We start from the raw sequence: 22,822 nt of genomic DNA, 5'->3' as shown, positions 1-22,822 counted from the left end.
GCCACGCAGGAATAACGTAGCCATATCGGGAAGAAGGCTGTTGTGAGGGAATCGACGCCGCTGATCACTCCCGTGCTGGCCAGGGACCTCGCCGCGCTGGCCAGGCTCGGTGACGGCACCTCGGCGGAGAGCGTCCTGCGCGACCTGACCACCACCCTGGCGGGAGGCGTGCCCGGCTGCTCTGGCGGCTCGGCCGAGCAGTGGCGCGACGACCGCGTGCTGGTGTCCGGATCGCACAGCGAGCTCATCATGCTCGTCGAGGGGGAGCGGGAGCTCGGGCAGGGCCCGTCCATCGAGGCCAGGCGGAGCGGGCGCCGCGTCACGGTCACCGACGTGCTGCGCGACCGCAGGTGGCCGAGGTACGGCGGGCTGGCCACCAGGTGGGGGGTGCGCTCGGTGCTGGTGCTGCCGATCCAGATCGCTCCGGTGCTGCTCGTGGTGGGGCTGTACTCCGTACGCCCGGAGGCCTTCTCGTCCCAGGGGGTGGAGCCGCTGGTCGGCATGCTCACCCAGCAGGTCAGGGTGGCGATGGCCAACCTGTGGGACTTCGAGGAGGCGCGCACCGACGCGGCCCAGCTGCAGGAGGCGCTGGCCGGGCGGTCCGTGATCGACCAGGCCAAGGGCATCATCATGAAGACCAGCGGATGCTCGGCCGAGGCCGCCTTCGAGGAGCTGCGCAGGATCTCGCAGCACCACCAGGTGAAGGTGGCCGACCTGGCCAGGCTCCTGGTCGAGGAGCACCAGAACGAGGCTAGGTGAGCGCGGCGAGCGCCTCGTCGAGGGTGTCGTAGAGCGGCAGCCGCTGGGCCAGCCCGGTGATCCACATCACCTTCGACTTCGAGTACTGCACGCCGACCAGCGCGAAGCGGGAGCCCGACGAGGTGGCCTCCTGCCACTGGTGCACGATCAGGCCGAGCGCCCTGGAGTCCATGAAGGTGACTCCGGCCAGATCGAGGATCAGGTCGGGGCCGACGCCGGCCAGATGGTCGGCGAACTGCTTGCGCGTCGTGGCGTCGAGGATGCCCTCCACCCGCACGACGGTGAGCCCGTCGGCGTCGCTCGAGAACAGGGCCAAAGCGGCCATCGAGCCTTCGTCGTTCTCCGGCACGGTCACAGGGGAAACCTTACTGTCACCGGAGATAGGTGGAATACCTTGGCGAGAACGGGGGATACTCCTCTTGGAGTCCAGCAGAGGGCTTCAGCCTCGCTTGCAGTACGAGGCGCGCCTCTGCCTGGGCTTTTTCCATGCGCGGCGCGCCTGTGAACCACATAGGAGCCGCAGCCATGCTCGTCAAGGAAATGACAGCGGAAGACCTTCTCGCCGAGCTGAACGACCAGGACACCCCGGACGAGTCCAAGGAACGCCTGCGCGAGCGGATCGTGGAGATGCACCGGCCGCTCGCCATGGAGATCGCCCGCCGCTACCGCTATCGCGGCGAGCCCATGGAGGACCTCCTCCAGGCCGCCTACGTCGGTCTCATGAAGGCCGTCAACGGCTTCGACGCCTCCCTCGGCCACGCCTTCAGGGGCTACGCGGTCGTCACGATGACCGGCGAGGTCAAGCGGCACTTCCGCGACCGCACCTGGGCCATCCGGGTGCCCCGCGTCTACCAGGAGCGCAGGTCCGAGCTGAACCGGCTCGTCGCCGACCTCAGCCAGGTGCTCGGCCGCTCGCCCACGGTGGCCGAGCTCGCCGAGAAGATGCGGATCACCGAGGAGGACGTGCTGCTCACCCTCGACGCCTCGGCCGCCTACAGCACGCTCTCGCTCGACGCGCCCCTCGGCACCGCCGACGACGCCGCCTCGCTGGGCGACGTGCTCCCCGAGGACGACGACACGTTGACGACGCTGGTCGACAGCCAGGCCGTCAAGCCGCTCATCGACGCGCTCCCGCAGCGCGAGAAGCACATCCTGCTCCTGCGCTTCTTCGGCAACATGACCCAGGCGGAGATCGCCCAGGAGTTCGGCATCTCCCAGATGCACGTGTCGAGGATCCTCCGTAAAGTACTCGACCAGCTACGCGGCGAGTTGGTCGGCGATTCCTGAGTACGGTTGCCGAAACGGGGCAGGCGGCACAGTGCGGATTTCCCAGCAGGCGGGAGGCGAGTTCCCGGTGAACGACGAGCGACGTCGGGTCAAAGAGCTCGTCTTCCGCCTGTCCGACCTGCCGTCGGTGCGCGACTTCACGGCCGCCCAGGCGGTCAGGGCGGGGATGACCGGGGACTCGGTCGACGACCTGGTCCTCGCCGTCAACGAGATCGCCACCAACGCCGTCACCCACGGGACGGCCAAGGCCCACCTGCGGGTGTGGGTGGAGGGGGGCGACCTCGTCTTCGAGATCCACGACGAGGGCTCCGGCTGGCTGCCCGCCCAGCCGGAGTTCACCGCGCCGGGGCCGCGGTCCACCAGCGGGATGGGCGTGTGGCTGGCGCGCAGGCTCGCCGCCGACATCGCCTTCGCGGCCGATCGGGGCGGCACCACGGTGACGATGCGCTTCCCCGGGAGACTCTGAGAGTCAATCGTTGCCGTAAGTGACCGATTCTCACAGTTTGTGATTGATCGGGCTCGGTTATTGGACTGGGGTAACCATTAGCGTCTGTTCCGGCTGGCGTGGATACGTGTTGAAAATCTGCGCAAGCCGTACAGGCGTTCTTCAATACGCCATTCCGGGGGAAAAATATGGAGTACGGACTCCACCATTCACCCAGCCGCGCCAAACGGTCACGACTCGCGGCCGCCACGGCGGTCATGGCTGGGCTGACGTTCGCGGCGACGATCACGCCAGCGCACGCAGAAGAGCTCGAGACCGAGACCTTCACCGGCACCACGGCCCCGACGAGCGAGTGGCTGGTCTCCAGCCTCGGTTCGAGCGCCGACCACCCGTGCCTGACCGCGGCGCCGAGCAACCAGGCGGGCTCCATCGACGCCTGCGTCGGCGGCCCGACCGACACGCCCGGCGACGGCGTCTTCCGCTTCACGAGCAACGCCCAGCTGAACGGCAACGCCGGTGCGATCATGCTCAACCACGAGCTGGACGCCAGCAAGGGACTCACCTTCGAGTTCGACATGTACCAGTACGACCCGAAGCCGTACAACGAGCCGATCCTCGGCGCGCGCGGCGGCGACGGCATCTCGTTCTACATCGTCGACGGCAAGGCGCCCGCCTCGGTGGGGCAGTACGGCGGCTGGCTGGGCTACAAGGGGCTGAAGGGCGCCTTCGTCGGCGTCGGCTTCGACTCCTACGGCAACTTCTCCAACCCGAAGATCTTCGACGCCGGCACCGGCGGCCCGGTGGGCTGCGACGTCACCAAGTCGGGTGACAACGGGTGCGTGAAGCCCAACAGCGTCGTGGTCAGAGGCGCGGAGGCGACGAAGTACTCCTACGTCTCGGGCATCACGTTGCCCAAGACGCAGATGCTCCTGGACCCGGTGGCCAAGGAGCACAACGCGGCCAGGCAGCACGCCGTGATCGACATCTCCACCAAGGGCATCATGAACGTCGGCATCCGCTTCAAGGCGGGCGCCGACCTGGTCAACGTCGTCAAGGACCTCGACCTGCGCAACGTCCTGCCCAACCAGCCGCAGCTCCCGCCGACCATCAAGGTCGGCTGGGCGGCGGGCACCGGAGCCGCGACCGCCAAGCTGGCGATCAGCGGATTCCAGGCCAGGACGCTCGACGCCGACGCCAAGCTCACGCTGACCAACGACGGTCCGTGGAAGGGCGGCGAAACCGGCTCCTACACCGCCACCGTGTCGAACAGCCCCGACTACGGCTACATCGACAACCCGCTGAAGATGACGGTCGACATCCCCGCGGGTGTCACGCCGACCGCGGCGGCGGGCGACGGATGGACCTGCGCGATCGACGGGCAGAAGGTCACCTGTGACCGGCCCGCCGGCTCGATCCCGCCGGGCGGCAGCGCGCCGCCCGTCAAGATCGACGTCGCGATCGCCAAGGACACTTCGGGTACGGTCACCGCCAAGGGCGTCCTCGACCAGGTCACCGACGTCGTCGGCGGCATCGAGGTCAACACCGGCGACAACGTCGCCACCAGCCCGGCCGACGTCACGGCCGCTCCGGCGCCCGCGCCCGGCCCCGACCTGTCGACCACCGTCGGCGGCACCAAGACCCTGGAGCCGGGCAACTCCGGCGCCATCGTCATGACCACGGTGAACGCGCCGGCCGCTGGTCCGACCGACAGCGAGGTCGTCGCCGTCTACACCGTGCCGGACCCGCTGCAGATCACCGGAGCCTCCGGCGACGGCTGGACCTGCACGATCGACGGCCAGAAGGTCACCTGCAAGCGTCCCGGCACCGGTGAGGACGCGCTGCCCGGCGGCGAGTCGTACCCGCCGGTCACCATCGGGGTGAAGGTTCCCGACGGTCAGGGCAGCGGCCCGGTCAGCGTCACCACCGACGTGGAGACGGCCGGCGACACCAACCCGGCCAACAACAAGGGCACGGGCGAGATCCAGCTGCCCGTCGTCGACCCCGCGCCGACCGGCGAGCTCGACGTCAAGATCACCTCGAAGCCGGCGCCGTACGTGCCGGGCAAGCCGTACACCTACGAGGTGACGGTCACCAACACGGGACCGGTCGACGTCCAGGGCGCCACGGTCGGGGCCGACTGGCCCACGCCGTGGGACACCGTCAAGTGGACCTGCACCAGCGCCGGGGGCAAGTGCCCCGCGGCCAGCGGGATGGGTGACCTCGACGAGGTCATCTCGCTCGCAGCGGGCGGCAAGATGACCTTCAAGGTCACCTGCATCATGCCCGAGGGGGTGTCCGACACCTTCACCGCCTCGGCGACCGTGCAGGCGGACGGCACCAACTGCGCCAAGACCTGCTCGTCCTCGGACGAGAACAGCCCGGCGCCCGCGCGTAAGCAGTAGTCAGCAGCGGTAACCGCCCTCCGGCCCTGTACTGGACCTACCAGGCCGGAGGGCGGTCACCCGACGATCGTCAGGTGGTTCTCCCAGTGCACGGGGAGCCGCTTCAGCGACAGCGACGGCTCGCCGGGACGCCACACGGCGATCATGGTGGCGAAGTCGGCGTCCGTCGGATACTCCTCCGTGGTCTGGGCGAACCCGCCGGCCAGGATCAGCCGCCCGTCCTGCGACCAGCGCATCGTCCACCGCCTGACGTCGACGGGCAGGGGCATCGACGGCAGCCTGGTCCACTCCAGGGTCCGCGTGTCCAGCACCCAGAGGTCGAGCCGGTCATCCATGTCTCCCTCGACGAACGGGACGGCGAGGTACCTGCCGTCCGCGCCGGCCTTCCCGTCCTTCGCCTCGCGCTCCGACGGCCGGTCCACCTGCCGCTTCTTCCCGGTGCCCGGGTCGACCAGGGTGAGCTTCCTGTCCTTGCCCTCCACCAGCAGCTCCTGGCGGTTCGACGTCACGATGCGCGGGTACCTGCCGACCTTGCGCAGGCTGTCGTGGGCCAGGAGGAGCGACTCGTCCCTCCACATGGCCTGCAGGCCGAACGGAGTGTCGGTGGAGGGGAGCGCGCCGCAGTAGGTCCAGCGGGGGCGGACCAGCACCTTTCCCGTCTCCGTCACCTTCCGCACCGTGCACGAGCCGCCGTACGCCGGCTGGTCGGTGATCCAGAACCCCGAGTCGTCGTAGGCGGGGAACGCGAACCATCCCCTGTCCACCTTCCGCGCGGCCGTGCCCTGGAGCAGGTACACCCGGCCCTGGTTCAGCCCCGGGCCGCCCACCTCGACGAAGGTGTGCCTGCCCGACGAGGTGGTCGCGTAGGTGATGCTGCTCGGGTCGGGCTGCGGCAGCCCTGACACCAGCGTGGAGGCGCCCGTGTCGACGTCCAGCATCGAGGGGGCGCTGTTCTCGTCCACGAGCAGGCGGATCCCGCTGCCCGCCGCGAGCGGCAGCCCCGCGACGGGTCCAGAAGGCTGCGCGCTCGGCTTCTCCTGGGGCGTGCCGCTCTGTTGTACGGCGCAGCCCACCAGGCACGCCAGGACGAGCGCGGGAACCTTCCTGACCAAGCCCATGGGCCCTATCGTGGCGCGCATGACCGAGTTCCGCGAACAGGACCTCTCCGGCGCCCGCTTCGAGCAGGTGAGTCTCAGGGACGCCACCTTCCGCTCCGTCGACCTCAGCGGCGCTCAGATACGCGGCGCGCTCCTCAACGGGACCAGGCTGCGCGGCGTCGAGCTGGTCGACGTCCAGATCAGCGGCGAGCTGCGGAACGTCGTCGTCAACGGCGTCGACGTCGGGCCGCTGGTCGAGGCGGAGCTGGACCGGCGCATGCCCGAGCGGGCGAAGATGCGGCCCGACGACGCCGACGGGTTCCGCGAGGCGTGGGCGATCCTGGAGCGGTTGTGGGCGGGCACCGTCGCGCGCGCCAGGTCGCTGCCGGAGGAGGCGCTGCATCGGCGGGTCGACGACGAGTGGTCGTTCGTGGAGACCCTGCGCCACCTCAACTTCGCGAGCGCCGCGTGGGTGGAGCGCATGATCCTCGGCGACCTGTCCCCGTGGCACCCGCTCGACCTGCCGTGGGACGAGGCGCCCGGCTGGGACGGCATCCCGTGGGACCGCGAGGCGCGCCCGTCGCTGGACGAGGTGCTCAAGGTCCGCGCCGACCGGCAGGCGGCCGTGGGCGGGGTCATGGCCGCGCTCACCGGGGAGCGGCTCGGCTCCGTGGTGGTCCGTACCGAGCCTGGATGGCCGCGGGTGGAGAGCTTCCCGCTCAAGGAGTGCCTGCGCATCGTCCTCAACGAGGAGTGGGAGCACCGGCTGTACGCCGAACGCGACCTGACGCTCCTGATTGCCTCTTCCTGAGGCTCGACGTAGCGTCACTACCTATGAGGGCAGAAGCGCTCAAGGGGCACCTGGACGGCCTGCTGCTCGCGGCGCTGGAGGGCGGGCCGCGGCACGGGTACGCCGTGAAGGAGGCGCTGCGCGAGTCCACCGGCGGGCGGATCGACCTGCCGACGGGGACCGTTTATCCGGCGTTGCACCGGTTGGAGCGGGCCGGGCTGATCGCGGGGAGCTGGTCGGTGGTGGGGGGACGGCGGCGCCGTTCCTACGAGCTCACCGGCGACGGGCGCACGGCTCTGCGGGGGGAGCGGGAGAGCTGGCAGGAGTTCGCGAGCGCGGTGACCGCGGCCATGGGGTCCTGACAACACCCGACAGAAAGACCCTTCGGAGAGGAGACCCTCCCTCTTTCTTGTGAGGGAGAGATTTGGGTGGAGGTCGCATTTCTGCCGGGTGTTCCAAGCGGGGCGGTCAGGTGTCGAGGGGGGACAGGTCCACGTGGGCGAGGCGGTCGGGGTCGGCGAGGACGTCGATGCGCACGATCCTGCCGCGGGCGACGGTGAACCCGATGACCGCGATCAGCTCCCCGCCGATCGTCGCCACCACCCCGGCTGAGCCGTTCACCACCGCCGGGCGGAGCACCGCGGCGGGTTGGTGGAGCTTCAATGCCCGCGCGACCACGTCGGACGCGCCGTGCGCCACCACCGAGAGGTCGGCGCGCCCGACCCCGCCGTCGGCCCGCAGCACCACGTCCGGGTCCAGGGCCGCGACGAGCGCGTCGAGGTCGCCGCGCCGCGCCGCCGCGTAGAAGGCGTCCACCACCTCCCGCTGCCGCGCGAGATCGGGCTCGTGGTCGTCCACCCCCGCCCCGCGCACCCGCCGCCTGGCCCGGCTGGCGAGCTGCCTCGCCGCCGCCGACGACTTCCCCACCATGGGCGCGATCTCGTCGAAGGGCAGGTCGAACATGTCGTGCAGGACGAACGCCAGCCGCTCTGCCGGGGTCAGCGTTTCGAGCACCACGAGCAGCGCGAGCCCGACCGCGTCGGCGAGCAGCGCCTCGTCCTCCGGGGTCGTCCCGCCGATGACGGGGTCGGGCACGTGCACGCCCACCGGGTCCTCGGGGCGCGCCCGGTGCGAGCGCAGGACGTTCAGGCACACCCGGGCGACGATGGTGGTCAGCCAGGCGCCGAGGTCGTCGACGCTCTCCGCGTCCGCCCTGCTGGCGCGCATCCAGGCTTCCTGGACGGCGTCGTCCGCCTCGGCCGTCGAACCGAGCATCCGGTAGGCCACGGCCCGCATGCGGGTCCGGTGCTTCTCGAACCCCTCGGCCAGGGATTCCGTCATCTGTCACATTCCTCAGTCGCGGGGTGTCTCCCTATATGACCCCTCAAATGCAACGGATGTGACATGAGCGATCTTCACCTGGGAACCGGGCTCGGCGAGCTGACCGGAGACTACGTGCTCGACCCCGCCGGCACGCGGATCGGCTTCGTCGGGCGGCACACGATGGCCAGCAGGGTGCGCGGGCGGTTCGACGCCTTCGAGGGCAGCGCGCACCTGGACGGCGACGACCCGTCGAGGTCCGGCGTGCGGCTCACGATCGAGGCCGGGAGCATTCGGACCGGCAATCGTCGCCGTGACGACCAGCTCGCCGCGAGCTTCCTGGACGCGGACGCCCACCCGGCCATCACCTTCGTCTCGACCCGGGTCGAGCCCTCGGGGGGAACCACCTACCGGGTCACGGGCGACCTGACCGTCCGCGGCACGACCCGGCCGGTCACCGTGACCTTCGCCCTGACCGGCACCGGGGCCGCCGTGCGCTTCACGGGCAGCGCCGTGATCAACCGCATGGACTGGGGCGCCAACTGGAACGCAGCCACCGCGGTCCTGGTGAGCAAGGAGATCACCCTGGACCTCGACGTCTCCGCGACCCGCCGCGCCCGGAGCTCCTGACACACGGAAGGTCAAAATCGGGGCATGCCAGGTCGAGTGGTGGGGGGTATGTCGTCAAATGCCGGGAATCCGGCGTTGAGCGGCGAAAGGGCGGGGTTGCCTTCGTGTGAGCTGACTGTGCATGTGAGCACGAAGCTGAACCGCAGCCATCTCGTGCACGGGCGGCAGGCGCTGATCCTGCCGTGCCTGGGCCGCACCGAGAAGGACGAGCAGCGCGGGGGCCTGCAGCGGACGTCGGTGGAGGACTCGATGAGCATGGTCCACCTGTCTGCCGGGATGAAGCGGCCGGCGTCACCGCACCTGCTGTCGGAGCCGGCCATCATCGCCGGGCTGGCCAAGGCGGCGCTGCCGGGCAGTCCGACCCGGTGGGAGTGGTACGTGGAGGACTACGACCGCATCCGCGACACGATGGCCAGGGTGCTGGACGGGTTGGAGGACTTCAACCGGCGGGTGCGGATGCCGATGGGGTTCCGGATCAAGCAGCACGCTCATCTTCATGAACGCCGAGGACATGCGGGAGCGGGGGATCGCGGAGTTCGACCCCGTCGACATCACCAGCACCGCCAGCGACGGCAGCACCCGCTCCCTGCACGGCTACCTCGCGGTCACCCACGACCTGCCCAGGGGCTGCGCCGCGGGCTACATGCCGGAGATGAACGTGTTGTGCTCGATCACCGACTACAGCACCAGAGCGACCAGCCCCTGATGAAACACCTTCTGGTGACCGTACGACCTAGGTGATCAGGGATCATGGCACTGTTCGCGGCTGCTTGGCCTGGGCGGGGACCTCGGCGACCCTCGGGAAGGGCCGCGGGTACGGCGCGCCGATGCCGAACTGCCCCGACAGCGTGTCGGCGAAGGCGGCCGCGATGCGCAGCTCACCCTGCGCGTTGGGGTGCGTGCCGTCCCACGTGTGCGCCGTGGAGACGAACTCCGCCGAGGTGGGCGCGATGACCACCGGCGACTCCGGCGTCCACCCGGTCTCCGCCACCAGGATCAGCCGCCGGTTGAACTCGGCCACCTTGGCGTTGAACGCCGGTTCGTCGCGGGCCTTCTGGGTGTCGAGGACGGTCCCCAGCGCCACCCGCACCCGGGGGTTGCCGCGCCGCGCCGCAGCCAGGAAGTCGCGGACGTTCTGCTCGCCCTGCTCCGGGCTGATGTCGTGCCAGAACAGGTCGTTGATCCCCAGCAGCACCAGCAGGTAGTCCGGCCGGTGCGCCGCCACCTTGGCCTCGATCTCCTCCTTCTCGACGAGGTACGGCCGTCCCCACTGCGCGTCGTGGTCGGTGTCGAACTCGGGGTCGGCGTAGGCGGTGTGCCCGTCGCCGCACTCCTCCGTGGTGATGTCGTCGACGTCGTTCTTGGGCCCGACCAGGTCGAGGTCCACGCCGTGGTCACGCAGGTGCCGCCACAGGCGGTAGCGCCACGTCCAGTCGCCGCTGCTTCCATGACTGATCGAGTCGCCCACAACCATGATGTTGACTGCCACGGCTTCTCCCCGGATGTCACGATGAGTAGTCTCATGACATCGTACGGTGACTATCCGGGGTTCGTGCAGGTGAGAATGATGTGGCCCAGCGCGGTTTCGCGCACGTCGGCGAGGTCCAGCCCGGCCCGGGAGGCGAGGGCGGCGTAGTCGTCCCCGGTCCGCTCGCGTCCGCCGCTGAGCACGAGCATGCGCAGGCTCATCTCGGCGAGCATGGCGCCGGGACGGCCGGGCGTCTCGATCACGACGATCCGTCCCTCGGTCCCGGCCGCTTCCGCGCAGCGGCGCAGGATCCGCACGGCCTCGTCGTCGCTCCAGTCGTGCAGCACGCGCCTGAGCACGTACACGTCCGCGCCGCCCGGCAGCGGATCGAAGAAGCTATGGCCGGCGAAGGAGCACCGCTCGTCCTGGAGGTGGGCCCTGCCGCGCTCCACGGTGTCCGGGAGGTCCACGAGTGTGGCCCGCAGGTCAGGGTGGGCCTCCAGCAGTACGGCGAGCAGCGCGCCGGTGCCGCCGCCCACGTCGACCACGTGCCGCACCCCCGACCAGTCGTACCCGCCCGCGGCGTCGGCGAGGTAGTCGGCGCCGGTCGCCATGAGCGCGTCGAACGACGCGCTCATCCGCGGGTGCTCGGCGAGGTAGGGCCAGATCGGGGCGCCGAAGACCGTCTCCCACGCCGGTTGCCCGGTGCGGACCGTGTGCAGCAGCCCGGTGAACGACAGGTCCATCTGCCCGCCGAAGCCGTCGAGGTCGAGCCGCGCCCGCATCCCCGACGGGTGGTCGGCCGCCAGCAGCGCGGCGGGCCCGTTGACGGCGAAGGAGCCGGGCTCCGGCTCAGCGAAGATCCCCTTGCAGGCCAGGTGGCGCAGCATCCGCCCCAGCGCGTCGGAGTCCGTGCCGGTACGGCGGGCCAGCTCGTCGACGGGTAGCACGTCGTCGCCCAGCAGATCGGCCAGCCCCAGCGTGGCGGCGACCCGCACCGCCATCGGGGTGACCAGATCCGTCACGGGCGCCAGGACGTCCCAAGCCGCTTCCCACTCAGATGGTTGACCGGCCATGACGGGCAAGCTACCACTTGGACGCATGAGTAAGGAGCGTCTGCCGCGCAAGCCGTACGAGAAAGAGCTCTTCCGCCTCCAGGGAGAGCTGGTCAAGCTGCAGGAGTGGGTGCGGGCCGAGGGGCGCCGCGTGGTCGTGATCTTCGAGGGGCGCGACGCGGCGGGCAAGGGCGGCACCATCAAACGGGTCGCCGAGTACCTCAACCCGCGCGTGACCAGGACCGTCGCGCTGCCCGCTCCGACCGAGCGCGAGCGGTCGCAGTGGTATTTCCAGCGCTACGTCGACCACCTGCCCGCCGCGGGGGAGATCGTGCTGTTCGACCGCAGTTGGTACAACCGGGCCGGGGTCGAGCGGGTGATGGGGTTCTGCACGCAGGAGGAGTACACCCGGTTCCTCCACCAGTGCCCGATCTTCGAGCGGCTCCTGGTGGAGGACGGGATCATGCTCCGCAAATACTGGTTCTCGGTCACCGACGAGGAGCAGGAGCGCCGGTTCAGGTCACGGCTGGAGGACCCGATGCGGCGGTGGAAGCTGTCGCCCATGGACCTGGAGTCGATCGTGCGCTGGGAGGACTACTCGCGGGCCAAGGACGAGATGCTGGTGCACACCGACATCCCGGAGGCGCCCTGGTACGACGTGGAGAGCGAGGACAAGCGGCGGGCGAGGATCAACATGATCTCCCACCTCCTGTCCACGATCCCCTACGAGAAGGTGCGCCCGGCCAAACTGGAGATCCCGGAACGCCCCGCCTCCACCGGCTACCGCCGCCCACCCCGCAGGCTGGAGATCGATGTCCCCGACGCGGCGGCCGCGCTCTTTATGGGGAAATAGGGGTGATCGGGACCTTGGGCCTTCCCAGCAGGGCCATTGAGCCCTGGGAACGGCCGCGACGGTTGCGCAAGGGTGAGGGTTGGCCACCTCCATCCCGAAAGGTCCCGATCATGAGCCACCCGCGTGTCATTGTTGGCTTGGACGGCTCCCGCAACTCCCTGGCGGCGTTGCGCCGTGCCGCCAAGGAGGCCTCGGCCCGGGAGGCGGTGCTCGACGTGCTGTACGTGATCGACGAGGCCGTCGCCGCCGACCCCCGCTCCAGCCGTGCCGCCAGAACCCTGGCCGCCAACCTCGCAGACGGAACGGCACGGGAGTTTCCCGGCCTCAAGGTGGAGACTGTCGTCGTGGCCGGTTCGGCGGCCATGGAACTGTGCCGTCACGCCACCCCCACCGACCTGCTGGTGATGGGCGCGAGACAGGAGGACGGACCCCTGCGCGGCGCGACGGTGACCTCGGTCCTGCGCATGGCTCCCTGCCGCGTCCTGCTGTGCTCCGACTTCGACGACAACCACCGTCTCGCCTGGACCGTGGCGGTACGCTTATAGGAAGGAGCCCGATGATCACGGTCTTCCTCGTCGACGACCACGAGATCGTCAGAAGGGGCGTCGCCGCCCTCCTGGAGGCCGAGAGCGACCTGGAGGTGGTCGGCGAGGCCGGTACGGCGGAGCAGGCCCTGGCCCGCATCCCCGCCGCCCTGCCCCGGGTGGCCGTGCTGGACGTGCGCCTGCCCGACGGTGACGGCGTCCACCTCTGCAGGGACATCCGCTCGCAGGCGCCGGAGATCGCCTGCCTCATGCTGACCTCCTACCAGGACGAGGACGCCCTGTTCGACGCCATCATGGCGGGCGCCGCCGGTTACGTACTCAAGCAGATCCGCGGCCAGGACCTGGTCGGCGCCATCAGGACCGTCGCCGCCGGACAGTCGCTCCTCGACCCGCAGATGACCTCGGCCATGCTGAAGCGGCTGCGCGCCCAGGACGCCGCCGGCGATCCGCTCGCCGCGCTGACGACCCAGGAGCGCAGCATCCTGGAGCTGATCGGGGAGGGCCTGACGAACCGCCAGATCGGCGCGCGGCTCCACCTGGCAGAGAAGACCGTGAAGAACTACGTCTCCGTGGTGCTCGCCAAGCTGGACCTCAACCGCAGGACGCAGGCCGCCTCGCTCGCCACCAGGCTGAAGTCGGAGTCGCGCCGGCCGTACCGGTCAGAGGGGGACCCGCCACTCCAGCCACGTGCCCCCACCGTCGCGTGAGCGCACCTCGAACGAGCCCCCCAGCCTGGCCGCGCGTTCCGCCAGGTTGCGCAGGCCGCTGCGGCGCCCCTCGGCGCTGATCCCGACCCCGTCGTCCTCCACGCGGAGCAGGACGGCGTCGCCGATGGTGATGAGCACCCGCACGGCCGAGGCGTGCGCGTGCCTGGCCACGTTCGACAGGGCCTCGCGCAGGACGGCCAGCAGGTGCTCGCCGACCTCCTCCGGCATCGCCGAGTCGACGAAGCCCTCCATGCTCAGCCCCGGGGCGAAGCCGAGGTGGAACCGCGCGTTCCTGAGCACCTCGACCACCCGCGCCCGCCACGTCTCCCCGGCCTCCTGGCGGAGTTGCAGGTCGAAGATGGTGGAGCGGATCTGCTGGATCGTCTCGTCCAGCTCGTTCACCGCCGTCTGCACCCGCGAGGCCACCTCGGGGTCGACGCTCAGCCGCGCCGCGCCCACCAGCCGCATGGCCACCGCGAACAGCCGCTGGATGACCAGGTCGTGCAGGTCCTTGGCGATGCGGTCGCGGTCCTCCAGGAGGATGAGCCGTTCTGTGTCGCCGCGCGCCTCGGCGAGTTCGAGGGCGAGCGCGGCCTGGGCGGCGAACTGCTGGGCCATGCCCATGTCCGCCTCGGTGAACGGCAGGCGGCCCGGCCGCCGCGCGCACCCAAGCACGCCCCGCACCTGGCCTGGGGCGCCGAACGGCACCTGGACCCCAGGGCCCATCGGCACCCGCGAGACCACGACGGGCGCGCCCGTCGCGCCGATGTCGTCGATCAGCTCAGCCGCGCCGGTGCGGAACACCTGGCCGATGATCGACTGGCCGATCGGGATGTCGATCCCGTCGAGGATCTCGGCGCCCGGCCCGTCGGTGATCTCGACGCGCAGCATCCCTTCCGCCGGCGAGGGGAGCACCATGGCCGAGGTGTCGGCGTCGACGATCTGCCTGGCCAGCCGTACGATCAGCCGGAACACCTCGTCGCGGTGCGCCCCCGACAGCAGCGCGGTCATCACCTCGGCCGAGGCCGCCAGCCAGCCCTCCCGCTGCTGGGTCGTGGCCAGCAGCCGCGCGTTCTCGACCGCGACGCCGGCCGCAGCCGCGAGGGCCGCGACGAGCGCCTCGTCGTCCTCGTCGAAGCCGTCCCCGCCCTCCTTCTCGGTGAGGTAGAGGACGCAGTACGGCACGCCGAGCGCGCGGATCGGCACGCCGAGGAAGCTCCCCATGACGGGATGCCCGTCGGGGAACCCGGTGAAGGCGGGATGCGCGGTGATGTCCGGCACCCTCAGCGGTCCCGGCTCGTCGAGCAGGAGCCCGAGCAGCCCGGCGCCGCTGGGCGGGCGCGGCATCGCGGCGATCTGCTCGGCGGGCATCCCCGACGGCTGGAACTGCCTGAACCGCCCGTCCTGCCCGACGATGCCGAGCGCGCCGTAGCGCGCGCCCGCCAGGCTGCGCGCGGCTTCGACGACGCGTTGCAGGACGGTCTCCAGGGTGAGGTCGCTGCCGAGCGAGACCACCGCGTCGAGCAGCAACTGCGTCCTGCGCCGGCTGGAGACGATCCCTTCGAGCCGGAGTTGCAGGTCGGCCAGCAGGTCGTCGAGCCGCATCGGCCGCGCGGAACCCTCAGCCATCGTCTTCACCGAGGGCGGTGCGCGCCCGGTCGAGCTTGGCGCGCGTCGCGTCCAGCGTGGCCTGCAGCGACAGGGCGGCCGGCCGTACGGTGACGGTCCATCTCACCGCTGCCGCCCCTCGCGGGCCTCCGCGCTCTCGCGCAGCGCCTTCACCTCGGCGCGGAGGAGTTCGAGATCCTGGTGCAGGGAGCTGGGAGAGACGTCCGGGTCACCGGCGCGCTTGTGCCACAGCCGTAAGACGAAATAGGTGACCAATGGGACGCATATCCCAACAGTCACATATGCGACATCCATGCCTACGCTCCGTATCTCTCCAAGGAAGATACCCCGCTGTGCGGGCGCCATCCAGTGGGGCGCAAGGTGTCTGTTCACGGTTCGGGACCTAAGTCCCCCGAGATCGACGACTTTGCGCACTACTCAGGCCGGGGGCGTGCTGCCACCGTAAGAAAAATGAACACTCGGTCCTTCGGCCCGCAGGAAGTGGTGACCGTGCGGGAGACCGTACGAGCCGAGGCGGTGGAGGCGGGACTGAGTGGTCACCGGCTGGACGAGTTCGTGCTGGCCGTCCACGAGGTGATCACCAACGCTGTCCAGCATGGGGGCGGACAGGGAAAGGTAAGCCTCTGGCGGGACGGCTCGATGTTGTGGTGCGAGGTGGCGGATCGAGGGCCGGGAATTCCCGTGGACCGGTGGAGGGTGCTCGATCCGCCGCCGTTCGCCCAGCCGGGCGGGCGCGGCATCTGGCTGGCGCGGCGGCTCAGCGACTCGATCCACATGCGGAACGGGCCGCGCGGGACGACCGTCAAGCTCGCCGTCCTTCTACGCGATCGGCGGAAATGACGATCTCCGCCGCCTCGACCCTGGCGCGTCCCACCACCGTCACGAACCAGCCGCTGCCCGTCTGCGGGTCGAGCTCGTCGACCTCGAACGCGACGATCATGCCGTCCAGCGACACCGGTGGTGACCAGGCGGCCCTGCGCACGACCACGGCGCCGGTGTCGAACGCGAAGGTCAACGGACGCACGGCGGGGAGCGCCTGTTCTGTGAAGACAAGCCTGCCGATACGGGTGGTGGTGAGCAGGGCCAGGCATTCGCTCACGGAAAGCACCCGCTGACCAGCCGGGTCAGCGCTCATAGGCTCACTCTGGCAGCACCGACCCCAGGCCGGTAAGGGACCAAGGTCCTCTCTTACGCCTAGCCAGGTGCGTCGCACGTCAGGCGGGGCTCCGGGGCGTAGACGGTGTGGAACTTCTGCTCGCGCACGACCTCGCCATCCTTCTTGAAGGTACGCCACACGTCGATGGAGAAGCCCTCGACCCCGCCCATCGGGATGCAGTCCGGCCCGGACTCCGACAGGGTCGGGAAGTCGCGCACGTCGTAGCGTTCCGAGCTGCGCGAGCTGATGTCGAACCGCTTGGTGCTCCAGAACTGCACCGTGATCGAGGTGCCGGTGTAGGAGGTCTTGATCAGCACGCCGTACGGGGAGTCGTTGCGCCAGCGGAAGTCGGGCTGCGGGTAGGAGACGGTCGACTCGCGGCCCGCCGGGTAGCGGGAGATGTAGTACTGGTGCGGCGTGTGCTGCACGTCCTGGAAGCCGCCGAAGAAGACGGCGTTGAACATCGTGGTGGCGAACTGGGAGACGCCGCCGCCGACGTCGTTGACGAACCGGTTGTTGAGGATCATCGGCGCCTCGACGAAGCCGCGCGCCTTGTCGCGCTTGCCGACGACGCCGTTGAGCGAGAACGTCTCGCCCGGTTTGACCAGGTAGCCGTCGACGAGGTCGGCGATGGTGTGGATGTTGGTGACGCGCGGCGCGCAGCAGGGGTGTTGCGTGGTGAAGGCGCCGACCTTCTCCTTGATGCCCAGCTTCTCCGCCTGCTCGGTGGTCAGGCGCGGGGTGGTCTGGCCCATCGGGGCCTCGATCGTCCGCTCCGCGCCACCGGCCAGGGCTGCGGCGACGGCCTGGCTCAGCGCGCCCGGGTCGATGCCCTCTCCGGCGCGCGACGGCACCAGCTTCGGCCGCCCGCCGACGATCTCGAAGGAGGCGTCCCTGGGCCGCCTGTCCTGGTCGACGAGCTTGGATTCCAGGTCGAGCGCCACCTTGGCGGCGTCGAACTCGGGCCGCAGCCCACCGGCCGCCTCGTCCGGGACGAAGCGCAGCCGGGCCGCGAGGTCGGCCGCCGACAGCGTGGCCTGCCGCGCCTCGTTCGTCAGGGTCAGCGGGCCCGCGACAGCCGTACGGGCGACCCCGTCGGCGACCTGCCTGACCTCCTGCGCGGACACCAGCGGAGGGACGGAACGGACGGGAAGGGTGAGGGCCGTCGTGGTCAGGAAGGCCTGACGTAAGGCTCGCGCCGCCGCGCCCTGGTCCAGGGTGCGGCCCGCCTTGGGGAGGACGGCGCGCGGCTCGACCCCGCGATACTCGACGGCCCCTTCCTTGGGCTGCCGGTCGAGGGCATGGGCCAGATCGGCGACGCCCGCGGCCAGCCGTCCCTCGTCGACCTTGACCAGCGGCTGGATCTCCCGCCGCCCGAACAGGGACCTGACGACCCCCACGGGGGTCAGGGACTGCCTGCTCGCCAGCTCCACCGTCCCTGCCGCGTCGAGGGACAGGCCCAGGTCGCCGGGCGCCACCCTGACGGTCGTGCCAGCCGCCTTGGCGACCAGTGGCTTCGCCGCGCGGGCCGCCAGGTCGCGCTTCAGCCTGGCTTCCGCGGCGCCGGGCGACATGCCGCCGATGTCGACCCCGGCCACGGAGGTGCCCGGGGGCACCTCACCGGCCAGCGCGACGGCGGGCACGCCGTACGCGAGGACGGGGACGATCACCGCGATCGCCAGGACGAGTTGGCGCCGCCTGGTCATGTCGGAAGGATCACGGACGCGGCTGGTTCCTGCAAGAGTCACTCCATTTCTACTACCTTCGATAGTAGGCGATAGGATGGGTGCCATGGCGCGTGGGTTGGGTGAACTCGAGTCGACGATCATGGATCGCATCTGGTCCTACCGCAAGCCCCTCTCGGTCAGGGAGGTGCTCGAGGACCTGCGCCGCGAGCGGAGCATCGCCTACACGACGGTGATGACCGTCATGGACAACCTGCACACCAAGGGCCTGCTCAGGCGCGAGGCGGTCGGCAGGGCCTACGTGTACGAAGCGGTGTCGTCGAAGGAGGCCTACACGGCCGACCTCATGCGCGACTCCCTGGCCAGGAGCGGCAACCAGGCCGCGACGCTGGTCCACTTCCTGGAACGGCTGACGCCGGAGGAGGCCAGCGCGCTGGAGTCGGCGCTCCAGGTATTCCCGCCGAAGGGCAAGTAAGCCCAGGGGCTGCAGGAGGTCCTTCAGGAACGGACGAGCCTGGCGATGGCGTCGGTCGCCTCCTTGATCTTGGCCTGGGCCTCGGGGCCGCCCTTGACCGTGGCCTCGGCGACGCAGTGCGCCAGGTGCTCCTCGAGAAGTGACAGGGCGAACGACTGCAGCGCGCTCGTGGCCGCGGACACCTGCGTCAGGATGTCGATGCAGTACTTGTCGTCCTCTACCATGCGCTGCAGGCCTCTGGCCTGTCCCTCCACCCGGCGCAACCGCCGGAGGTGGTCCTGCTTGGTGCCGCTGTATCCGACCATCGGCGCACTCCTCTCCCGTGCTCTCGTACCGAGCCTAACACCCTACCCTCCAGGGGTATTCCGAACGGCTAGGCGGGGACGACGATGGGGGTGCCCGCGACCGGGCACGGGACGATCACGCAGGACAGGCCGAAGACCTTCCCCACCAGCTCGGCGGTGATCACCTCCTGCGGCGTGCCCTCCGCGACGATCGCGCCGTCGGCCATCGCGATGATGTGGTCGCAGTAACGGCTGGCCAGGTTGAGGTCGTGCAGCACGGCCACGATGGTCTTGCCGGACTCCGCGTTGAGCTTGCGCAGCAGCCGCAGCAACTCCACCTGGTGGTTGATGTCGAGATAGGTGGTCGGTTCGTCGAGCAGCAGCAGGTCGGTGTCCTGGGCCAGCGCCATGGCGACCCACACCCGCTGACGCTGCCCGCCGGACAGGCCGCGGAGCTGGCGGTCGATCAGGTCGGTGGTGTCCGTCGCGTCCAGCGCCAGCGTCACCGCCTCGTGGTCGCGCTCCGTCCAGCGGCGGAACCAGCCCTGGTGCGGGTACCTGCCCCGCCCGACCAGGTCGGCGACCGTGATGCCGTCGGGCGCGACCGGCGTCTGCGGCAGCAGGCCGAGCACCTTGGCCACGTCCAGGGTGCTCAGGTCGGCCAGCGGCCTGCCGTCCATGAAGACCGCGCCCTCGCGCGGCTTGAGCAGCCGCGCCAGCCCGCGCAGCAACGTCGACTTGCCGCAGGCGTTGGCGCCGACGATCGCGGTGACCTTCCGGTCGAGCACGTCGACGTCGAGGTTGGAGATGATGGTCCTGTCGTCGTATCCGAGGGACAGCCCCTGGGCGCGGAGTCTGGTCAACCGCCTGTTCCTTGTCGGTTCGTGGTGGCCAGCAGCCACAGCAGGTACGGCGCGCCGACGGCTCCGGTGACCACGCCCGTGGGCAGCGGCGTGGGCAGCAGGTGCACGGCGACGAGGTCGGAGGTCAGCAGTACGGCGGCGCCCACCAGGGCGGCCGGGACGATGCCGCCGGTGGCCGGGCCCAGCAGCCGGTTGGCGATCGGTCCTGCCACGAGCGCGACGAAGACGATCGGTCCTGCGGCGGCGACGGCCAGGGCGAGCAGGATCACGGCGGTGGCCAGCAGGCAGGCGCGGGCGAGCTCGGTGGGCACGCCCAGGCCGCGCGCCGCGTCGTCGCCGAGTTCGAGCATGCGGAGCTGGCGCTGCAGCAGCATGGCCAGGGGGAGCAGCACGACCAGGGCCCCGAGCAGCAGCCGCAGCTCCGTGGGACCTGCCTGGCCGACCGAGCCGGTCAGCCAGTGCATGGCCTGGCGCGCCTCGAAGAGCTGGGCGCGGCTCAGGACGAAGGCAATGAGGCCCTCGAAGAAGGCGGCGACGCCGATGCCGATGAGGATGAAGCGGTAGCCGCTCACCCCGTCACGCCAGGCGAGCACGTACATGAGCAGCGCGGCCGCGATCGCCCCGCCCAGCGCGAGCCCGGCGATGGCGATCCCGCCGACCTGGAGGAACACGATGCCGCCGACGGCGGCCAGGCCCGCGCCCGAGGAGATGCCGACGAAGTCGGGCGAGGCGAGCGGGTTGCGCAGCAGGTGCTGGAAGACCGTCCCCGACGCGCCCAGGGCCAGGCCGACGGCCAGGCCGGTGGCGGCGGTCGGCAGGCGCAGGCCCAGGACGACGAAGTCGAGGCTCGGGTCGTCGAGCACGCCCAGCAGCGTGCCGACGACCTCGGCTGCGGTGAGCCGGAAGCTGCCCACCATCATGGTGACGACGAACAGCGCGAAGACGAGCGCGGTCAGCGCCGCCGTCACGACCGTGATCCTGGCGGTACGGCGACGCCGGGTCGTCCGCACGGCCGTCGCAACGAGAACGCTCATACCTCGGCCATCCGTCCATAACGCACGATCAGCACGAAGATCGGTGCGCCGATGACGCCGAGCACCACCCCGACCTGCACCTCGCCAGGAGCACCTGCCACGCGGCCGAGCACGTCGGCCAGGAGCAGCACGATCGGGGCCAGCACCATCGAGTAGGGCAGCGTCCACCGGTAGTCGGGCCCGCAGATCGCCCGCGCGAGGTGCGGCACGACCAGGCCGACGAACACGATCGGCCCGCACGCCGCCGTCGCCGCCCCGGCCAGCACCGCGACCACGCAGAACGCGACCGTCCTGGTGAGCCCGACGCGCTGGCCGAGGCCGCGCGCCGTGTCCTCGCCGAGCGCCAGCCCGTTCAGCGCCCGCCCCAAACCCAGCGCCACGACCAGCCCGGCGACCAGGAAGGGCGCGACCCCGGTCAGGATCGGCAGGTAGCGCCCGGCGAGCGCGCCCACCTGCCAGAACCGCAGCTCGTTGAGCGCGTCGACGTTGGTCATGACGATGCCCGTCGTCACCGAGCCGAGCCCGGCGGTGACCGCGGCCCCTGCCAGGGCGAGCTTGACCGGGGTGGCGCCCTCGCGCCCCAGCGAGGCGATCGCGTAGACCAGGAACGTCGCGGCGATGGCCCCGGCGAAGGCGAACCACACGTAGACGCCCACTCCGCGGATGCCGAGCACGGTGATCGCGAAGACCACGAGGACCGCGGCCCCCGCGTTGATGCCCATGATCCCGGCGTCGGCCAGCGGGTTGCGGGTGACGCCCTGGAGGATCGCGCCCGCCGCGCCGAGCGCCGCGCCGACCAGGACGCCGAGCAGCGTGCGCGGCACCCGGAGTTCGAGGGTGACCGTACTGGTGATGGCCTCGTCCGAGGACAGGCCGCCGAGGGCGCGCAGGACCTCGGGCAGGCCGATGTCGCGCGCGCCCTGGGTCACGCTCAGGAAGGCGGCCGCGGCCAGGAGGACGAGCAGGACGGCGAGCCCCGGCGCCAGGACCGAGGCTCGCCGTACGGAAAGAGTGCTGGTCATCGGGGCTGGGTCACTCGCCGACGTTCTCGTCGGCGGCCTTGACCACCTCGGTCAGCTTGTCCAGCTCGGTGGCGAAGTGGCCGAACGTGTGCAGCCAGTACGCGGGCCAGGCCGTCGCGGCGCCGGCCTTCGCCGCCTTGATCTTGAACCAGGTGGGCTGCTTGGCGCCCCACTCGGCGTTGGCCGTGGGCTTGTAGGACCTGCCGTCCCACAGGATCAGGTCGGGCTGGTAGCGGTCGGCGTTCTCCCAGCTCAGCGTCTCCCAGTAGGGGAAGTCGGCGTCCGGCTTGGCGGGGTTGAGCACCTTCATGCCCCAGCGCTGGAAGTCGAGCAGTTCGGGGGCGTAGGCCGGGTTCGCGACGTACACCTTGTCGTCGGCGGGCGACATGCCGAGGGCGGTCAGGCCGGGCTTGGCGGCGACCGCGGCCTTGAACCGCTCGACGGCCTCCTGGAAACGCTTCTTGTTCGCGGCGATCTCCGGGGCGTCGACCTTGGCGCCCAGGCTCTTGGCCAGGTCCTCGTACCCCTGGGCCAGGTCCTCGATGGACTTGCCCTGCGCGACGCCCGCGATGGGAGCCAGCTCCTTGAGCTTCTTGCTCTTCTCGTCGACGCCCTCCTCCAGGCCGCTGTAGGCCTTCTCGGCCGGCCACCAGTCGGCGACGATCAGGTCGGGGCGCAGGGCGGCCGCCTTCTCCACGTCGATCTTGCCCCACGCGGTGCCGAGGATCTCGATGCCGGTGAGGTCGAGGTCCTTCAGGTTGGAGTCGGTCTTGACCGGTTCGTCGGCGTAGATGCCGACCGGCTTGATGCCGAACGACATGAGCGCGGCGGCCTCGCCCGCGTGGGCGATGATCCGTGTCGGGACCTTGGCCGCCTTGACGGTCTGGCCGGAGCCGTCGGTGAACGACCAGGGGCCGGAGGAGGGGGATCCTGCTGCCTTGGACTGCTGGGCGTTCTGCCCGCCGCAGCCGATGAGCCCGAGGCCCAACGCCGCCACGGCGAGAAGTGGACGTAGCGCGCGCATGCGGCGTTCCTATCTCTCAAACGGAAACTCCGCCTTAAGTTAGGTTAGGCTAACCAAATCTGCAACCCCGAATCCCGGTTTACCCGACTTGATCCTCGCGCTATGGCGCTGACGATCACCTGTCAGCTGATCCGGGAGTCCCATACCCGCACGTCGAGCCCCTCCGGGAGGGCGACCCGGTGGCGGTGGGGGCCCTACCGGCTGCTCGGCCGTCTCGGCGTGGGCGGGCAGGGCATGTCGGGCAAGTCAACCGAGTACGGCTACCGCTGGATCGTCGACGGCCGGGACGAGG

At 70.4% G+C, this 22,822-nt stretch carries 27 protein-coding genes; 13 read left to right on the top strand and 14 right to left on the bottom strand.

The annotated features are described in order from the left end of the window. Positions 1–42: 42 nt before the first annotated feature. Positions 43–759: an ANTAR domain-containing protein gene (locus ACIBG8_RS15665; protein ID WP_397343405.1), complete on the top strand. Its 717-nt coding sequence runs from the start codon at positions 43–45 to the stop codon at positions 757–759. Here the strand turns inward: ACIBG8_RS15665 and ACIBG8_RS15660 are convergent. Beyond that, the gene (locus ACIBG8_RS15660; RefSeq protein ID WP_397343404.1) at positions 752–1,114 is read right to left on the bottom strand and encodes an STAS domain-containing protein; all 363 of its coding nucleotides are present in this window, start codon (positions 1,112–1,114) and stop codon (positions 752–754) included. The genes ACIBG8_RS15665 and ACIBG8_RS15660 overlap by 8 nt on opposite strands. A 170-nt stretch (positions 1,115–1,284) precedes the next feature. Between ACIBG8_RS15660 and ACIBG8_RS15655 the strand changes: the two genes are divergently transcribed. From ACIBG8_RS15655 to ACIBG8_RS15645, 3 genes are all read left to right on the top strand, one after another. Continuing rightward, positions 1,285–2,046: a SigB/SigF/SigG family RNA polymerase sigma factor gene (locus tag ACIBG8_RS15655; protein WP_397343403.1), complete on the top strand. Its 762-nt coding sequence runs from the start codon at positions 1,285–1,287 to the stop codon at positions 2,044–2,046. A gap of 67 nt (positions 2,047–2,113) precedes the next feature. Then, on the top strand, positions 2,114–2,512 hold the full coding sequence (locus ACIBG8_RS15650; protein ID WP_397343402.1) for an ATP-binding protein: 399 nt from the start codon (positions 2,114–2,116) through the stop codon (positions 2,510–2,512). A 167-nt stretch (positions 2,513–2,679) separates the two neighbouring features. After that, entirely contained in the window at positions 2,680–4,893 is a 2,214-nt protein-coding gene (locus ACIBG8_RS15645) for a hypothetical protein (protein WP_397343401.1), read from the top strand. Between the two features lie 56 nt (positions 4,894–4,949). Here ACIBG8_RS15645 and ACIBG8_RS15640 read toward each other — a convergent pair whose 3' ends face one another. Next, complete coding sequence (locus ACIBG8_RS15640) at positions 4,950–6,011, bottom strand: hypothetical protein (RefSeq protein WP_397343400.1); 1,062 nt, start codon at positions 6,009–6,011, stop codon at positions 4,950–4,952. A 19-nt stretch (positions 6,012–6,030) separates the two neighbouring features. On the opposite strand from ACIBG8_RS15640, the gene ACIBG8_RS15635 reads away from it, so the two are divergent. Both ACIBG8_RS15635 and ACIBG8_RS15630 read left to right on the top strand, forming a co-directional pair. Beyond that, on the top strand, positions 6,031–6,801 hold the full coding sequence (locus ACIBG8_RS15635; RefSeq protein WP_397343399.1) for a DinB family protein: 771 nt from the start codon (positions 6,031–6,033) through the stop codon (positions 6,799–6,801). A 23-nt stretch (positions 6,802–6,824) separates the two neighbouring features. Then, positions 6,825–7,142, top strand: a complete 318-nt coding sequence (locus ACIBG8_RS15630; RefSeq protein ID WP_397343398.1) for a PadR family transcriptional regulator — start codon at positions 6,825–6,827, stop codon at positions 7,140–7,142. A gap of 106 nt (positions 7,143–7,248) precedes the next feature. Here ACIBG8_RS15630 and sigJ read toward each other — a convergent pair whose 3' ends face one another. After that, positions 7,249–8,121, bottom strand: a complete 873-nt coding sequence (gene sigJ, locus ACIBG8_RS15625) for an RNA polymerase sigma factor SigJ (protein ID WP_397343397.1) — start codon at positions 8,119–8,121, stop codon at positions 7,249–7,251. Between the two features lie 63 nt (positions 8,122–8,184). Here sigJ and ACIBG8_RS15620 point away from each other — a divergent pair, with 63 nt between their 5' ends. After that, on the top strand, positions 8,185–8,730 hold the full coding sequence (locus ACIBG8_RS15620; RefSeq protein WP_397343396.1) for a YceI family protein: 546 nt from the start codon (positions 8,185–8,187) through the stop codon (positions 8,728–8,730). Positions 8,731–9,226: 496 nt separating this feature from the next. Then, positions 9,227–9,436 (top strand): hypothetical protein, encoded by a 210-nt coding sequence (locus ACIBG8_RS15615; RefSeq protein ID WP_397343395.1) that lies wholly within the window; start codon positions 9,227–9,229, stop codon positions 9,434–9,436. A 42-nt stretch (positions 9,437–9,478) separates the two neighbouring features. On the opposite strand, the gene ACIBG8_RS15610 is transcribed toward ACIBG8_RS15615, so the two are convergent. Together ACIBG8_RS15610 and ACIBG8_RS15605 are read right to left on the bottom strand one after the other, a co-directional pair. Continuing rightward, a complete protein-coding gene (locus tag ACIBG8_RS15610; protein ID WP_397343394.1) occupies positions 9,479–10,219 on the bottom strand; it encodes a GDSL-type esterase/lipase family protein in 741 nt (246 codons plus the stop codon). 50 nt (positions 10,220–10,269) lie between these two features. Beyond that, the gene (locus ACIBG8_RS15605) at positions 10,270–11,223 is read right to left on the bottom strand and encodes a methyltransferase (protein ID WP_397343393.1); all 954 of its coding nucleotides are present in this window, start codon (positions 11,221–11,223) and stop codon (positions 10,270–10,272) included. A 76-nt stretch (positions 11,224–11,299) separates the two neighbouring features. Between ACIBG8_RS15605 and ppk2 the strand changes: the two genes are divergently transcribed. The 3 genes from ppk2 (at position 11,300) to ACIBG8_RS15590 (ending at position 13,358) form a co-directional block, all read left to right on the top strand. Next, entirely contained in the window at positions 11,300–12,106 is an 807-nt protein-coding gene (gene ppk2 / locus ACIBG8_RS15600) for a polyphosphate kinase 2 (protein ID WP_397343392.1), read from the top strand. Between the two features lie 110 nt (positions 12,107–12,216). Further along, positions 12,217–12,651 carry a universal stress protein gene (locus tag ACIBG8_RS15595; protein ID WP_397343391.1) on the top strand — a complete coding sequence of 145 codons (435 nt, stop codon included), beginning with the start codon at positions 12,217–12,219 and terminating at the stop codon, positions 12,649–12,651. Positions 12,652–12,662: 11 nt separating this feature from the next. Next, positions 12,663–13,358 (top strand): response regulator, encoded by a 696-nt coding sequence (locus ACIBG8_RS15590; protein WP_397343390.1) that lies wholly within the window; start codon positions 12,663–12,665, stop codon positions 13,356–13,358. On the opposite strand, the gene ACIBG8_RS15585 is transcribed toward ACIBG8_RS15590, so the two are convergent. Continuing rightward, positions 13,311–14,987, bottom strand: coding sequence for a GAF domain-containing protein (locus ACIBG8_RS15585; protein WP_397343389.1), 1,677 nt, complete (start codon positions 14,985–14,987; stop codon positions 13,311–13,313). The genes ACIBG8_RS15590 and ACIBG8_RS15585 overlap by 48 nt on opposite strands. 102 nt (positions 14,988–15,089) lie before the next feature. After that, complete coding sequence (locus ACIBG8_RS15580) at positions 15,090–15,266, bottom strand: hypothetical protein (protein ID WP_397343388.1); 177 nt, start codon at positions 15,264–15,266, stop codon at positions 15,090–15,092. Between the two features lie 171 nt (positions 15,267–15,437). Here ACIBG8_RS15580 and ACIBG8_RS15575 point away from each other — a divergent pair, with 171 nt between their 5' ends. Then, entirely contained in the window at positions 15,438–15,827 is a 390-nt protein-coding gene (locus tag ACIBG8_RS15575; RefSeq protein ID WP_397343387.1) for an ATP-binding protein, read from the top strand. Here ACIBG8_RS15575 and ACIBG8_RS15570 read toward each other — a convergent pair. Both ACIBG8_RS15570 and ACIBG8_RS15565 read right to left on the bottom strand, forming a co-directional pair. After that, a complete protein-coding gene (locus ACIBG8_RS15570; protein ID WP_397343386.1) occupies positions 15,790–16,122 on the bottom strand; it encodes a pyridoxamine 5'-phosphate oxidase family protein in 333 nt (110 codons plus the stop codon). The genes ACIBG8_RS15575 and ACIBG8_RS15570 overlap by 38 nt on opposite strands. 59 nt (positions 16,123–16,181) lie before the next feature. Then, on the bottom strand, positions 16,182–17,849 hold the full coding sequence (locus ACIBG8_RS15565; RefSeq protein WP_397343385.1) for a VanW family protein: 1,668 nt from the start codon (positions 17,847–17,849) through the stop codon (positions 16,182–16,184). Between the two features lie 85 nt (positions 17,850–17,934). Here ACIBG8_RS15565 and ACIBG8_RS15560 point away from each other — a divergent pair, with 85 nt between their 5' ends. Further along, positions 17,935–18,303: a BlaI/MecI/CopY family transcriptional regulator gene (locus ACIBG8_RS15560; protein ID WP_397343384.1), complete on the top strand. Its 369-nt coding sequence runs from the start codon at positions 17,935–17,937 to the stop codon at positions 18,301–18,303. Between the two features lie 23 nt (positions 18,304–18,326). Here ACIBG8_RS15560 and ACIBG8_RS15555 read toward each other — a convergent pair whose 3' ends face one another. From ACIBG8_RS15555 to ACIBG8_RS15535, 5 genes are all read right to left on the bottom strand, one after another. Next, positions 18,327–18,608: a metal-sensitive transcriptional regulator gene (locus ACIBG8_RS15555; protein WP_397343383.1), complete on the bottom strand. Its 282-nt coding sequence runs from the start codon at positions 18,606–18,608 to the stop codon at positions 18,327–18,329. A gap of 68 nt (positions 18,609–18,676) precedes the next feature. Further along, the gene (locus ACIBG8_RS15550) at positions 18,677–19,450 is read right to left on the bottom strand and encodes an ABC transporter ATP-binding protein (protein WP_397343382.1); all 774 of its coding nucleotides are present in this window, start codon (positions 19,448–19,450) and stop codon (positions 18,677–18,679) included. Further along, complete coding sequence (locus tag ACIBG8_RS15545; RefSeq protein ID WP_397343381.1) at positions 19,447–20,484, bottom strand: FecCD family ABC transporter permease; 1,038 nt, start codon at positions 20,482–20,484, stop codon at positions 19,447–19,449. Before ACIBG8_RS15545 ends, ACIBG8_RS15550 begins: the two co-directional genes overlap by 4 nt. Further along, the gene (locus ACIBG8_RS15540; RefSeq protein WP_397343380.1) at positions 20,481–21,506 is read right to left on the bottom strand and encodes a FecCD family ABC transporter permease; all 1,026 of its coding nucleotides are present in this window, start codon (positions 21,504–21,506) and stop codon (positions 20,481–20,483) included. Before ACIBG8_RS15540 ends, ACIBG8_RS15545 begins: the two co-directional genes overlap by 4 nt. Positions 21,507–21,516: 10 nt before the next feature. After that, complete coding sequence (locus tag ACIBG8_RS15535) at positions 21,517–22,530, bottom strand: ABC transporter substrate-binding protein (RefSeq protein WP_397343379.1); 1,014 nt, start codon at positions 22,528–22,530, stop codon at positions 21,517–21,519. Between the last annotated feature and the right edge of the window lie 292 nt (positions 22,531–22,822).

The organism is Nonomuraea sp. NPDC050556, assembly GCF_044457355.1.
Taxonomy (GTDB): Bacteria; Actinomycetota; Actinomycetes; order Streptosporangiales; family Streptosporangiaceae; genus Nonomuraea.
The sequence above is the reverse complement of the archived record's forward strand: the minus strand, read 5'-3'. Positions and strand labels throughout refer to the sequence as shown.

What these genes read in the sequence shown, in the direction of transcription:
- ACIBG8_RS15565 (WP_397343385.1), bottom strand. Translation starts at nt 17,849, where the DNA reads ATGACCAGGCGGCGCCAACTCGTCCTGGCGATCGCGGTGATCGTCCCC.
- ACIBG8_RS15555 (WP_397343383.1), bottom strand. Translation starts at nt 18,608, where the DNA reads ATGGTCGGATACAGCGGCACCAAGCAGGACCACCTCCGGCGGTTGCGC.
- ACIBG8_RS15655 (WP_397343403.1), top strand. Translation starts at nt 1,285, where the DNA reads ATGCTCGTCAAGGAAATGACAGCGGAAGACCTTCTCGCCGAGCTGAAC.
- ACIBG8_RS15620 (WP_397343396.1), top strand. Translation starts at nt 8,185, where the DNA reads ATGAGCGATCTTCACCTGGGAACCGGGCTCGGCGAGCTGACCGGAGAC.
- ACIBG8_RS15615 (WP_397343395.1), top strand. Translation starts at nt 9,227, where the DNA reads ATGAACGCCGAGGACATGCGGGAGCGGGGGATCGCGGAGTTCGACCCC.
- ACIBG8_RS15590 (WP_397343390.1), top strand. Translation starts at nt 12,663, where the DNA reads ATGATCACGGTCTTCCTCGTCGACGACCACGAGATCGTCAGAAGGGGC.
- ACIBG8_RS15630 (WP_397343398.1), top strand. Translation starts at nt 6,825, where the DNA reads ATGAGGGCAGAAGCGCTCAAGGGGCACCTGGACGGCCTGCTGCTCGCG.
- ACIBG8_RS15560 (WP_397343384.1), top strand. Translation starts at nt 17,935, where the DNA reads ATGGCGCGTGGGTTGGGTGAACTCGAGTCGACGATCATGGATCGCATC.
- ACIBG8_RS15595 (WP_397343391.1), top strand. Translation starts at nt 12,217, where the DNA reads ATGAGCCACCCGCGTGTCATTGTTGGCTTGGACGGCTCCCGCAACTCC.
- ACIBG8_RS15540 (WP_397343380.1), bottom strand. Translation starts at nt 21,506, where the DNA reads ATGACCAGCACTCTTTCCGTACGGCGAGCCTCGGTCCTGGCGCCGGGG.
- ACIBG8_RS15645 (WP_397343401.1), top strand. Translation starts at nt 2,680, where the DNA reads ATGGAGTACGGACTCCACCATTCACCCAGCCGCGCCAAACGGTCACGA.
- sigJ (WP_397343397.1), bottom strand. Translation starts at nt 8,121, where the DNA reads ATGACGGAATCCCTGGCCGAGGGGTTCGAGAAGCACCGGACCCGCATG.
- ACIBG8_RS15575 (WP_397343387.1), top strand. Translation starts at nt 15,438, where the DNA reads ATGAACACTCGGTCCTTCGGCCCGCAGGAAGTGGTGACCGTGCGGGAG.
- ppk2 (WP_397343392.1), top strand. Translation starts at nt 11,300, where the DNA reads ATGAGTAAGGAGCGTCTGCCGCGCAAGCCGTACGAGAAAGAGCTCTTC.
- ACIBG8_RS15585 (WP_397343389.1), bottom strand. Translation starts at nt 14,987, where the DNA reads ATGGCTGAGGGTTCCGCGCGGCCGATGCGGCTCGACGACCTGCTGGCC.
- ACIBG8_RS15640 (WP_397343400.1), bottom strand. Translation starts at nt 6,011, where the DNA reads ATGGGCTTGGTCAGGAAGGTTCCCGCGCTCGTCCTGGCGTGCCTGGTG.
- ACIBG8_RS15570 (WP_397343386.1), bottom strand. Translation starts at nt 16,122, where the DNA reads ATGAGCGCTGACCCGGCTGGTCAGCGGGTGCTTTCCGTGAGCGAATGC.
- ACIBG8_RS15545 (WP_397343381.1), bottom strand. Translation starts at nt 20,484, where the DNA reads ATGAGCGTTCTCGTTGCGACGGCCGTGCGGACGACCCGGCGTCGCCGT.
- ACIBG8_RS15635 (WP_397343399.1), top strand. Translation starts at nt 6,031, where the DNA reads ATGACCGAGTTCCGCGAACAGGACCTCTCCGGCGCCCGCTTCGAGCAG.
- ACIBG8_RS15535 (WP_397343379.1), bottom strand. Translation starts at nt 22,530, where the DNA reads ATGCGCGCGCTACGTCCACTTCTCGCCGTGGCGGCGTTGGGCCTCGGG.